Below are 11,918 nucleotides of genomic sequence, written 5' to 3' on the forward strand. Positions count from 1 at the left end.
TACGGCCCGGGCAAGCCGGGCCTGAAATTAACGCCGTGAATGCAGGCCGATCGTAACGTCGCCAATCCCTCCTCTCTCACCGTTTATTCCCCTGAGCGATAAACTATTTTTTATGTAACCGCTACCATTATTTCGCGCTATTAAATTAATATCCTGATGGCCAGACGCTATTAACACTGGATAATAAGAATTTTCAGCTTGTGTAAACGATTCCATTTATCCAGACTGGATCACGCTTTCGCCTTTTACACTGTGCTATTTTTTATTCTGCGATCTCCGCTTTAGTCAGCTATCAGGACATAACATGGAAAAATTTAATCCGGTCGATCACCCTCATCGCCGTTATAACCCGCTGTCCGATCAGTGGGTGCTGGTTTCTCCACATCGTGCGAAACGCCCATGGCAGGGTGCGCAAGAGGCACCGGCCGTGCAGCAACTGCCAAAACACGATCCCGACTGCTTCCTTTGTCCGGGCAATACCCGCGTGACCGGCGATAAAAATCCCGACTATGCGGGCACCTACGTGTTTACCAATGATTTCGCCGCGCTGATGGTTGATACGCCCGAAGCGGTGCAGAGCGATGACATGCTGATGCGCTGTGAAAGCGCGCGCGGCACCAGCCGGGTGATTTGCTTTTCGCCCGACCACAGCAAAACGCTGCCGGAGCTGAGCCTGCCGGCGCTGGAAGAGGTGATCGCCACCTGGCAACAGCAGACCGCCGAACTGGGCCAGCACTATCCCTGGGTGCAGGTGTTTGAAAATAAAGGCGCGGCGATGGGCTGTTCTAACCCGCATCCGCACGGTCAGGTATGGGCGAACAGCTTTCTGCCGAATGAAGTGCAGCGCGAGGATCAACATCAGCGTGCCTGGTGGCAGCAGCACGGCTCGCCGATGCTGGTGGATTACGCGGCGCGCGAGCTGCAAGACGGCAGCCGCACGGTGGTGGAAACCGAACACTGGCTGGCGGTGGTGCCCTGGTGGGCGGCCTGGCCGTTTGAAACCCTGCTGCTGCCGAAAACGCATATTCAGCGCCTGGTGGATCTGAATGATGCGCAGCGCAGCGATTTGGCGCTGGCGCTGAAAAAGCTCACCAGCCGCTACGATAACCTGTTCCAGTGCTCGTTCCCCTACTCTATGGGCTGGCACGGCGCGCCGTTCAACGGCGAAGAGAACGACCACTGGCAGCTGCATGCGCATTTTTACCCGCCGCTGCTGCGTTCGGCGACGGTACGTAAATTTATGGTTGGATACGAAATGCTGGCAGAAACCCAGCGCGACTTAACCGCAGAACAGGCAGCGGAGCGCCTGCGTTCTGTCAGTGATATTCATTTCCGCCAGACGGGAGATTCAGAATGACGTTAAAAGCCACTACCGACCAGACTTTCCAGCAGCAGTTTGGCTATCAGCCGACGCACACGATTCAGGCGCCGGGCCGGGTGAATCTTATTGGTGAACATACCGATTACAACGACGGCTTTGTGCTGCCCTGCGCTATCGATTACCAGACGGTTATCAGCTGCGCCAAACGTGACGATCGCCAGGTGCGGGTTATCGCGGTTGATTACGATAATCAGCAGGACAGTTTCTCGCTGGATGAGCCGATTATGAGCGTTAAAGAGCCGATGTGGGCGAACTACGTGCGCGGCGTCGTGAAGCATTTACAGCAGCGCAGCGGCAACTTTAACGGCGCGGATCTGGTGATCAGCGGCAACGTGCCGCAGGGCGCCGGACTCAGCTCTTCCGCTTCGCTGGAAGTGGCGGTCGGCACCGTGTTCCAGCAGCTTTATCATCTGCCGCTTGATGGCGCCGAGATCGCCGTGAACGGGCAGGAAGCAGAGAACCAGTTTGTCGGCTGCAACTGCGGCATTATGGATCAGCTGATTTCCGCGCTGGGTAAAAAAGATCACGCCATGCTGCTCGATTGCCGCACGTTAGGCACGCGCGCGGTGCCGATGCCGCAGAATGTGGCGGTGGTGATTATTAACTCTAACTTCCGTCGCAGCCTGGTCGGCAGTGAATACAATACTCGCCGCGAGCAGTGCGAAACCGGCGCGCGCTTCTTCAGCCAGCCCGCGCTGCGCGACGTGGACATCAATCAGTTCAGGGCGGTAGAACACGAGCTGGATCCGCAGGTGGCAAAACGCGTGCGTCATGTATTAACCGAAAATGCGCGCACGCTGGAAGCCGCAGAGGCACTGAGTAAAGGCGATCTGAAACGCATGGGCGAACTGATGGCGGAATCGCACGCCTCAATGCGCGATGATTTCGAGATCACCGTGCCGCCTATCGATCGGCTGGTAGAGATGGTGAAAGAGGTGATCGGCGATCGGGGCGGCGTGCGTATGACCGGTGGCGGCTTTGGCGGCTGTGTGGTCGCGCTGATGCCGCATGACCTGGTGGAACCGGTAAAAGCGGCGGTTGCCGGTCAGTATGAAGCCCAAACCGGTATCAAAGAGACCTTTTACGTCTGTAAGGCATCGGAAGGAGCGGGACAATGTTAAACGAAGCTACTTCGCTGGCGCCCGATGGGCAGCCGTGGCGTATTACCGTCCTGCGCAACAGCAACGGTATGGTCGCCACCTTTATGGACTGGGGCGCCACCTGGCTGTCAGCGCGCGTGCCGATGAAAGACGGCAGCGTACGTGAAGCGCTGCTTGGCTGCGCGACGCCTGCCGATTATCTCAGGCAGACGGCTTATCTTGGCGCCAGCGTCGGCCGCTACGCCAACCGCATCGCCAATGCGCGTCTGAATGAGGCTGGCATTACGTTGATGGCGAATCAGGGCGCGCATCAGCTGCACGGCGGGCCGGAAGGCTTTGATAAACGCCGCTGGCAGATTGTCAGCCAGAGCGAAAGCAGCGTGCTTTACCGTATCGATTCCCCCGACGGCGATCAGGGCTATCCGGGGAATCTCATCGCGCAGGTGGAATATCGCCTGGATGATAATAATTGCCTGTCGATTAACTGGGAGGCGCAGGTAGATCGCCCCTGCCCGGTCAACCTGACCAATCACGCCTATTTCAACCTGGACGCGCATCACGGCGATGCGCGCCAGCATACGCTGCAGCTCAGCGCCGATCGCTATCTGCCGGTAAGCGGCGAAGGCATTCCGCGCGCGCCGTTGCAGGCGGTAGAAAACAACGGCTTTGATTTCCGTCAGCCCAAATCCATTGGCCGCGACTTTTTGCAGGATGAAGATCAGCGCCTGGTACAGGGCTACGATCACGCCTTTTTGCTTAATGAACGCGGTGCGGAGCAGCCCGCCGCGCAGCTGTGGTCCGCAGACAGCAAGCTTAAGCTGACGGTGCATACCACTGCGCCAGCGCTGCAGTTTTATAGCGGCAACTATCTTGCAGGAACACCGGCGCGCGAACAGGGTAGCTATAACGCTTTCCAGGGCATCGCGCTGGAAAGTGAATTTTTACCCGATTCACCGAACCATCCCGAATGGCCCCAGCCTGACTGTTGGTTACAACCTGGCAAAACCTGGTACAGTGTTACCCGCTACACGTTAACGGCGGAATAACATCAGGCTGAAAAACAGGCATCGCGCAGGTTGAGCACTTACGCCGTGCGTAGAATTCCGCTATGGTAGGGCACTATCGATTGCCGAGCCGCGCGCGACGGCAATATAATGGTTTCATTATCATACGAGCGTTAAGGAGTTAAGCTATGGCTGTAACTAAGCTGGTTCTGGTGCGCCACGGCGAAAGCCAGTGGAACAACGAAAACCGCTTTACCGGATGGTACGATGTTGATCTGTCTGATAAAGGCCGCGGAGAAGCAAAAGCAGCAGGTCAGCTGCTGAAAAAAGAAGGATTTACCTTCGATTTCGCTTACACCTCCGTGCTGAAGCGCGCAATTCACACTCTGTGGAACATTCTGGACGAACTGGATCAGGCCTGGCTGCCGGTTGAAAAATCCTGGCGTCTGAACGAGCGTCACTATGGTGCGCTGCAGGGTCTGAACAAAGCGGAAACCGCTGAAAAATACGGCGACGATCAGGTAAAACAGTGGCGTCGTGGCTTTGCCATCACCCCACCGGAACTGGATCGCAGCGATGAGCGCTTCCCAGGCCACGATCCGCGCTATGCGAAACTGACCGCTGAGCAGCTGCCTACCACTGAAAGCCTGGCGCTGACCATTGAACGCGTTACCCCTTACTGGAATGAAACCATTCTGCCGCGCCTGAAAAGTGGTGAGAAAGTGATCATTGCCGCTCACGGTAACTCACTGCGTGCGCTGGTAAAATACCTGGACAACATGAGTGAAGAAGAGATCCTCGAACTGAACATCCCGACCGGCGTACCGCTGGTTTATGAGTTCGATGAAAACTTCAAGCCGCTTAAACGTTACTATCTGGGCGACGCTGACGAGATCGCAGCGAAAGCCGCGGCGGTAGCGAACCAGGGCAAAGCGAAGTAATTCGTATCTTGCAGAAAAAACCCGCCGTCTGGCGGGTTTTTTTATCGGCGTTTAACCGTAGAACTTGTACCGTCAGCCCCGGCGCGCTTTTACCGCAGCGGCCAGCTGATGTAATACCTTTTCCGTATCTTCCCAGCCGATGCAGGCGTCGGTAACGCTCTTACCGTAAACCAGCGGCTCGCCGCTTTCGAGGCTTTGATTACCTTCCACCAGATGGCTTTCGATCATCACGCCGATAATGCCCTGCTCTCCGCCGCTAATCTGCTGCGCGACATCCTCAGCCACTACCATCTGGCGCTGGAACTGCTTGCTGCTATTAGCATGGCTGAAATCGATCATAACCTGAGCGGGCAGACCCGCTTTTTCCAGCCCCGCTTTCACCGCGCTAACGTGGTGCGCGCTATAGTTCGGCTCTTTACCGCCGCGCAGGATTATATGGCAGTCGCCGTTGCCGCTGGTTTCAACAATGGCGGAATGGCCATATTTGGTTACCGACAGGAAGCAGTGCGGCGATCCGGCTGCGTTAATCGCATCGATAGCCACCTTAATGGTGCCGTCGGTGCCGTTTTTGAAGCCCACCGGGCAGGAGAGGCCCGAAGCCAGCTCACGATGCACCTGTGATTCAGTAGTGCGCGCGCCAATAGCGCCCCAGCTCATCAGATCGGCCAGATATTGCGGCGTAATCATATCGAGGAATTCGCCCGCCGCCGGCAGGCCAGCGTGGTTGATTTCCAGCAGTAATTTACGCGCCATGCGCAAACCATCATTAATCTGGAAGCTGCCATCCATAAGCGGATCGTTAATCAGCCCTTTCCAGCCCACCGTAGTACGCGGCTTTTCAAAATAAACGCGCATTACGATTTCTAACTCGCCGCTCAGCGCTTCCCGCAGCGTTAACAGACGGGCGGCATATTCTTGCGCCGCCTCAACGTCATGAATCGAACAGGGGCCGATCACCACCAGCAGACGGTCGTCTTCATTTTTCAGAATTTTGTGAATCGCCTGACGTGAGGCGGCAACGGTCGCGGCGGCTTTTTCCGTCGCGGGAAATTTTTCCAGCAGCGCAACCGGGGGTAACAGTTCTTTTATCTCTTTGATTCTTAAATCATCATTCTGGTAATTCATAAGCTATCCATTTTGTATTTTGCCTGGCATGCAGCGGGCACAACCTGCCCAATTTATCCCGTCACTGCCGCGCTGTAAATCGCGTTTCCCCCAGCGAAGCGCGTTTGTCATTTGCGTTTCTTTGGTTCCTTACTACACTTTTAACCGTTAGTTCTTAAAAATTTATTGTTTCTACCATAAGTTTTCGTCATACGTTGCTGTGGCGATATATTGTCTCGCCCGTATGAAAAGATGGTTTAAATGTTCTATCAGGTTTCATCAGCAACTATCAATAATTAACGGGAGCATAATTATGAATAAGTTTGCAATCGCAATTCTGACGGCAGCCGTCTCTCTGAGCGGCGGTGCAGCGCTGGCCGCAGAGACCTCACAGAATTCACAGAACTCACAGGCCGGACAGGATAATAACGGCACCGCAAACCAGGCAGCGGATGCAGGCGCGGTAGCTCCAGGCGCAAAACAAAATCTGCCGCCAAAGGGCGTTGATAATAGCAAGATTAATAATTCCGGCATCAACAACAGTAACACCAGCAGTACGCCAACCGCTGGCAGCAACGGCATGAGCGCCGATGAAATGGATCAAAACGCGCAGTGTAAAGACGGTAAATGCCCTAATATCAACAAAAAAGTTCAGACGCAGCAGGGCGGCGGCGATGTCAATCGTAAAACCGACGGCACTACGCAATAACACTACGCCTTCGGGCTGACAAAATAAGAGAGAGCCGCGGTTCTCTCTTATTTTATCCGGCGATTAAACCGCTTTCTTAATTATCTTTTTTGCGCCCGGTTTAAGGCCTTTTCCCCTGCCGAGCGTTACTTCCACCGCTTTTTTCGCTATTCTGAAACACGGTAATAAATCAATTAAAGATCAACCACTATGACGCATCATCATTCGCACACGGAACATGACGGCAACCGCTCCCGGTTGCTCGCCGCCTTTATTGTTACCGCTCTGTTTATGCTGGCGGAAGTGGCGGGCGGTCTACTCTCCGGCTCGCTGGCGCTGCTGGCCGACGCCGGGCATATGTTGACGGATACCGCCGCGCTGCTGATGGCGCTGCTGGCGGTACAGTTTGCGCAGCGTAAGCCGAACGCCCGCCATACTTTTGGCTGGCTGCGCCTGACTACGCTGGCCGCCTTTGTTAATGCTATCGCGCTTTTTGTGATTACCGTACTGATTGTCTGGGAAGCCGTGCAACGCTTTTATCAGCCGCAGCCGGTAGCAAGCGGGATGATGCTGGTTATCGCCGTCGGCGGGTTGCTGGCTAACCTGCTCTCTTTCTGGCTGCTGCATCGCGGCAGCGGCGAAAGCAATCTGAACGTGCGGGCAGCGGCGCTGCACGTATTGGGCGATCTGCTCGGCTCCGTAGGGGCGATTGTCGCAGCGTTGATTATTATATTTACCGGCTGGACGCCAATCGATCCTGTTTTATCGCTGGTGGTCTCTGCGCTGGTGTTGCGCAGCGCGTGGTCGCTGCTGAAGGAAAGCCTGCATGAGCTGCTGGAAGGCGCGCCTGCCGCGATAGATACCGAGAAGCTGAAGCGCGATTTAACGCTGAATATCACGGAGATCCGTAACGTGCACCATGTTCATCTCTGGCAGGTTGGCGAAAAGCCAATCGTCACGCTACATGTTCATGTGATCCCTCCTTACGATCATGACGCTCTGCTGCAGCGTATTCATCACTATCTGCACCAGCGCTACCAAATCGATCACGCTACGGTACAGATGGAATATCAATCCTGCGAAGGGGAAGATTGCGGTCTGACGTTGGGCGCGCCGTCGCACGCCCATCACCATCATTAACGATTTAACGCGCGCGTCTGATGTGAACGCGCGCTTTTGATCCACAGCCAGCTGCCGTTCAACGCAATCAGCGTCAGAATCAGGTATTCCAGCGCCATCGCATAGACGCCCTGACGGGCAAAAATCCACACGCTGATCGCATCAATCACCACCCACAGCAGCCAGTTCTCGACATATTTACGCGTCATCAAAATCATCGCCACGATCGATAACACCATCATGGTGGAATCCCAGAACGGAAAGGCGTCAGGCTGGAGTTCCGGCATGGCGACCTGCAGCCCCAGCGCCTGCATCAGCGTTACGGCCAGCTCGGTAAGAAATGCGAAGACCGGATTGATCCACAGCGTCATTAAGGCTATCGCCACCAGGCTGCTAACGCCCCAGCCAATCGCTTTTGCCCGTGGCAGCCAGCGAATCTGCAGCGCGGCCTGGTTCCCCTCCTGTCGGCTCCAGGCGTACCAGCCGTACCAGTTGGCGGCAAAGAAAAACAGCTGCAGCAGCAGACTGGCGTAGAGCTGGATCTGGAAAAAGATAATGGCGAACAGGGTGACGTTAATCAGCCCGAACAGGTAATTGATGATTTTTTCCCGGCTGGCCAGCCAGATACAAAGCAGGCCCGCCAGGGTGCCGATCGCCTCAATCCATGATAAGTCGTAACCGCCTTTGCCCAGCGGAATGTGAACCAGAATGTTTTGCGTGCTAAAAAATTCCATATTGGCACCCTGAAGTAGGCCGGTCAGGCATTACCCTTTACGTTAAGTTTAAGTTCCGCGGCAAAAGATAGCATACGATTTAACGGCAGCAGCGCCCGCTCGCGCAGCGCGGCATCTACGTGAATTTCATGTGTCTTACCGCCCTGCTCCAGCCCTTCGGCAATCGCCTGCAGGCCATTCATCGCCATCCACGGGCAGTGCGCGCAGCTGCGGCAGGTAGCCCCTTCGCCAGCGGTAGGCGCTTCAAGCAGGTCTTTTTCAGGCACCGCCTGCTGCATCTTATAGAAAATTCCGCGATCGGTAGCCACGATCATCTGCGGATGCGGCAACGTTTTTGCCGCCTGGATAAGTTGGCTGGTAGAGCCCACGGCATCGGCCAGGTCCACTATCGCCTGCGGCGACTCCGGGTGAACCAGCACCGCAGCCTGCGGATAAAGCGCTTTCATCTGCTGCAGCGCCTGGGTTTTAAACTCATCATGGACAATGCAGGCGCCCTGCCAGCACAGCATATCGGCCCCGGTTTGCTGCTGAACATAACGTCCGAGATGACGATCCGGCGCCCACAAAATTTTCTCCCCGAGGCTGTCGAGATGTTCAATCAGCTCAACGGCAATGCTGGAGGTGACGACCCAGTCAGCCCGCGCTTTTACCGCCGCCGAGGTATTAGCATACACCACTACGGTCCGGTCAGGATGCTGGTCGCAAAAGGCGTTGAATTCTGCAATCGGGCAGCCGAGATCCAGCGAACATTCCGCCTGCAGGGTGGGCATCAGAATGGTTTTTTCCGGGCTGAGGATTTTTGCCGTTTCTCCCATAAAGCGCACGCCGGCAACCAGCAGCGTTGAAGCTGGATGCGCACTGCCGAAACGCGCCATTTCCAGCGAGTCGGCAACGCAGCCGCCGGTTTCTTCCGCCAGCGCCTGAATTTCCGGATCGGTATAGTAGTGCGCCACCATCACCGCATTACGTTCGCGCAGCAGCCGTTTAATCTTATCGCGGTAGTGCTGTTTCTCGTCAGCGGACAAGCGGCCCGGCTTGGGCGGAAAAGGGTAAAAGTCATTGAAATCGGGCAACAGGCTCATTACAGCGCTCTCGTTTTATTAACTTAACTTATTTAGCATCTATACCGCTTTGTAACGGTATAAAACCCATATCTGTTTTTTATGCTAAACAAGATAATGGAAAACAAGGCCGCTGTCGCCAGTTTTACGCGGCGCGTGATAAAACAGCCGCGCCGCGTCTCTTTACAGGCTCAGCAGGTCGCTCTTTTCAATCGCCAGCAGGAAGGCTTTGGCCTCCAGCCCTCCGGCAAAACCGGTCAGCTTGCCGTTAGAACCAATCACCCGATGGCAGGGAGCAATAATAGAGACAGGATTTCTGCCGTTGGCGGCACCGACCGCTCTTACCGCGGCAGGATGGCCTATTGCCCGCGCAATTTCAGCGTAGCTGCGCGTTTCCCCATACGGGATCGCCACCAGCGCCTGCCATACCTTTTTCTGAAATTCGGTGCCGGTAAAATCGAGCGGCACGGTGAACTGCCGCAGTTCGCCGTTAAAATAAGCGTTAAGCTGCCGCTCGGCTTCCAGCAGCAGAGGATGTTGTGGATCTTCCGTTACCGGAGTCAGCCGGATGCGTCTTAGTTCATTGGGCCACAGCACCGCCGCCAGGCCACGCTCGCTGGCGAACAGCGTTAACTCACCGATCGGCGACGCCATTTTTTTGCTGTAGTAGCTCATGTTATTTCTCTCCGTTCACCTGCACAGTTTGCTTATTATCACGCCTTTTTTCGTGCTTACCGGCTGTTTTCGGTCAGCAGAACAAAAAATATACCTGTCCGAAAACAGCGAGTTTTATACTGATCCTGAGCATAAGATAACGTTCATGATCCGCAGCGGAGCAAGACAATGATTAACGGCGATACCGCTTATCAAGCCCTGACATCTAAAGACACGCGCTTTGATGGCCTGTTTTATGTCGGCGTAACCTCGACCGGCATCTATTGTCGCCCCGTCTGTCCGGTGAAAGCGCCGCGACGGGAGAACTGTCGGTTTTTTGCCAGCGCCGAAGCGGCGGAAAAAGCCGCTTTTCGCCCCTGCCTGCGCTGCCGTCCTGAACTGGCGCCGGGCAACGCGCCCGTTGACAGCGCGCATCGGATAACCGATTTGCTGCTGCAGCGTATCGATGAAGGTATGCTTGATGAAGTGAGCAGCCTGGAAGAGGTCGCCGCCTGGTTCCACCTTAGCCTGCGCCAGCTACGACGCATTGTGCAGCAGGAGCTGGGCGTTTCCCCGCTTGAGCTGAAACAGACGCGCCGCCTGCTGCTGGCTAAGCAGCTGCTGACCGAAACGCGTCTGCCTGTCACCGAAGTCGCTTTCGCCAGCGGGTTCAGTAGCCTGCGCCGCTTTAACGATGTTTTTAATGAGCGCTATCGTATGTCACCCAGCCGCCTGCGTAAAGAAGCCGTTGCCGGAGAAAAAGAGCTGGGCCATTTAGGTTCATCGACGCTGCTGCTGGGCTATCGGCCCCCCTATAACTGGCAGACTATGCTCGACTTCCTTCGCCTGCGCGCGCTGAAGAATGTGGAATGGGTGGATGAAACCCGCTATCTCAGAACCGTGCAGCTGGGACGCTACCGCGGCTGGATTTGCGTGACGCATCTCCCGCAGAAAAACGCGCTGCAGGTAGAGTTTTCGCATACGCTGACCGGGGCTCTGCCTGCGCTGCTGCGTCGCCTGCGTAATTTATTCGATCTTAATGCGCATCCGCAGTGCATTGACGAGCGCTTACGTCAGGATCCTCTGCTAACCGCCAGTATCGATCGCGATCCTGGCCTGCGCGTTCCCGGTGCCTTTGACGGCTTTGAGATGACGGTACGCGCCGTGCTGGGTCAGCAGATTACGGTTAAGGCAGCCACCACCCTGGGCGGTCGCTTTGTCAGCGCCTTTGGTGAGGCGTTTGCAACGCCTTTTCCTGAGCTTACCCGACTGGCTCCTCCGCCGCAGCGGATTACCGAGGCGAGCATTGACGAGATCGCCAGCCTGGGAATTGTCAGCGCACGGGCGCGCTGTATCCTGGCGCTGGCCGCCGCCTGTAGCAGCGGTGATCTGCAGCTGGATACCTGTACCCATCCTGAAGAGACGATGCAAAAACTTAAGCAGCTGCCGGGCATCGGCGACTGGACGGCAGCCTATATCGCCATGCGCGCGCTGCGCTGGCCGGATGCCTTTCCCGCCGGCGATATTGTGGTGCGCAATAATCTGGGCAAGATCGGTATAAAGCAGGCGGAGGCGCGCTCGGTCGTCTGGCAGCCGTGGCGCAGCTATGCGGTGATGCATATCTGGAAAAACCTGGCGCCGAAAAAATAACTTTGCCGATTTTGCATAGCAAAAAGGCGCCTTTAGGGCGCCTTTCTACATTGGTGGGTCGTGCAGGATAACTCGGCTTCGCCTCGCCCTGCGGGCCGTTGCCGCTGGCAACGTTGTCTCGCTGCGCTCGGATCGAACCTGCTGCAGGTTCTCATCCTGCCGATTTTGCATAGCAAAAAGGCGCCTTTAGGGCGCCTTTCTACATTGGTGGGTCGTGCAGGATTCGAACCTGCGACCAATTGATTAAAAGTCAACTGCTCTACCAACTGAGCTAACGACCCGATGGTGGGTGATGACGGGCTCGAACCGCCGACCCCCTCCTTGTAAGGGAGGTGCTCTACCAACTGAGCTAATCACCCGCAATGCGGTTACTGCTAATTCGGAAAAGAACCTCAGTTCGCTTCCTGCCGATTTACACCGGATACTGCTTTAATCGTGGTGGGTCGTGCAGGATGACTCGGCTTTGCCTCGCCCTGCGGGCC

At 55.9% G+C, this 11,918-nt stretch carries 11 protein-coding genes, 2 tRNA genes and 1 other RNA gene; 7 read left to right on the forward strand and 7 right to left on the reverse strand.

The window, feature by feature from the left end; all coding sequences use genetic code 11:
* Window positions 1–304 precede the first annotated feature (304 nt).
* From galT to gpmA, 4 genes are all read left to right on the forward strand, one after another.
* Window positions 305–1,357 carry a galactose-1-phosphate uridylyltransferase gene (gene galT, locus COO59_RS02400; RefSeq protein WP_103058224.1) on the forward strand — a complete coding sequence of 351 codons (1,053 nt, stop codon included), beginning with the start codon at window positions 305–307 and terminating at the stop codon, window positions 1,355–1,357.
* The gene (galK, locus tag COO59_RS02405; RefSeq protein WP_103058225.1) at window positions 1,354–2,502 is read left to right on the forward strand and encodes a galactokinase; all 1,149 of its coding nucleotides are present in this window, start codon (window positions 1,354–1,356) and stop codon (window positions 2,500–2,502) included. Before galT ends, galK begins: the two co-directional genes overlap by 4 nt.
* Complete coding sequence (galM, locus tag COO59_RS02410) at window positions 2,496–3,527, forward strand: galactose-1-epimerase (RefSeq protein ID WP_103058226.1); 1,032 nt, start codon at window positions 2,496–2,498, stop codon at window positions 3,525–3,527. Before galK ends, galM begins: the two co-directional genes overlap by 7 nt.
* Before the next feature lie 146 nt (window positions 3,528–3,673).
* Window positions 3,674–4,426, forward strand: a complete 753-nt coding sequence (gene gpmA, locus COO59_RS02415) for a 2,3-diphosphoglycerate-dependent phosphoglycerate mutase (protein WP_103058227.1) — start codon at window positions 3,674–3,676, stop codon at window positions 4,424–4,426.
* A gap of 72 nt (window positions 4,427–4,498) precedes the next feature.
* Here the strand turns inward: gpmA and aroG are convergent, their stop codons facing one another.
* Entirely contained in the window at window positions 4,499–5,551 is a 1,053-nt protein-coding gene (aroG, locus tag COO59_RS02420; protein WP_103058228.1) for a 3-deoxy-7-phosphoheptulonate synthase AroG, read from the reverse strand.
* Window positions 5,552–5,843: 292 nt separating this feature from the next.
* On the opposite strand from aroG, the gene COO59_RS02425 reads away from it, so the two are divergent.
* Together COO59_RS02425 and zitB are read left to right on the forward strand one after the other, a co-directional pair.
* Entirely contained in the window at window positions 5,844–6,239 is a 396-nt protein-coding gene (locus COO59_RS02425) for a YbgS-like family protein (RefSeq protein WP_103058229.1), read from the forward strand.
* A gap of 189 nt (window positions 6,240–6,428) precedes the next feature.
* The gene (gene zitB / locus COO59_RS02430; protein WP_103058230.1) at window positions 6,429–7,358 is read left to right on the forward strand and encodes a CDF family zinc transporter ZitB; all 930 of its coding nucleotides are present in this window, start codon (window positions 6,429–6,431) and stop codon (window positions 7,356–7,358) included.
* On the opposite strand, the gene pnuC is transcribed toward zitB, so the two are convergent.
* The 3 genes from pnuC to COO59_RS02445 form a co-directional block, all read right to left on the reverse strand.
* Window positions 7,355–8,071, reverse strand: a complete 717-nt coding sequence (gene pnuC, locus COO59_RS02435; protein WP_103058231.1) for a nicotinamide riboside transporter PnuC — start codon at window positions 8,069–8,071, stop codon at window positions 7,355–7,357. The genes zitB and pnuC overlap by 4 nt on opposite strands.
* A 23-nt stretch (window positions 8,072–8,094) precedes the next feature.
* A complete protein-coding gene (nadA, locus tag COO59_RS02440) occupies window positions 8,095–9,153 on the reverse strand; it encodes a quinolinate synthase NadA (protein WP_103058232.1) in 1,059 nt (352 codons plus the stop codon).
* Between the two features lie 162 nt (window positions 9,154–9,315).
* Window positions 9,316–9,807: a methylated-DNA--[protein]-cysteine S-methyltransferase gene (locus COO59_RS02445; protein WP_103058233.1), complete on the reverse strand. Its 492-nt coding sequence runs from the start codon at window positions 9,805–9,807 to the stop codon at window positions 9,316–9,318.
* Window positions 9,808–9,975: 168 nt separating this feature from the next.
* On the opposite strand from COO59_RS02445, the gene COO59_RS02450 reads away from it, so the two are divergent.
* Window positions 9,976–11,436: an AlkA N-terminal domain-containing protein gene (locus COO59_RS02450; RefSeq protein WP_103058234.1), complete on the forward strand. Its 1,461-nt coding sequence runs from the start codon at window positions 9,976–9,978 to the stop codon at window positions 11,434–11,436.
* Window positions 11,437–11,487: 51 nt separating this feature from the next.
* Here the strand turns inward: COO59_RS02450 and COO59_RS02455 are convergent.
* The 3 genes from COO59_RS02455 to COO59_RS02465 all read right to left on the reverse strand — a co-directional run bounded on the left by COO59_RS02455 (window position 11,488) and on the right by COO59_RS02465 (window position 11,795).
* Window positions 11,488–11,612: non-coding RNA, RtT sRNA (locus tag COO59_RS02455), on the reverse strand.
* A 29-nt stretch (window positions 11,613–11,641) separates the two neighbouring features.
* Window positions 11,642–11,717, reverse strand: a tRNA-Lys gene (locus COO59_RS02460).
* Between the two features lie 2 nt (window positions 11,718–11,719).
* Window positions 11,720–11,795 (reverse strand) — tRNA-Val (locus COO59_RS02465).
* Window positions 11,796–11,918 lie beyond the last annotated feature (123 nt).

The sequence above is a fragment of the Mixta theicola genome (assembly GCF_002895925.1).
In the GTDB taxonomy this organism is placed as follows: Bacteria; Pseudomonadota; Gammaproteobacteria; order Enterobacterales; family Enterobacteriaceae; genus Mixta; species Mixta theicola.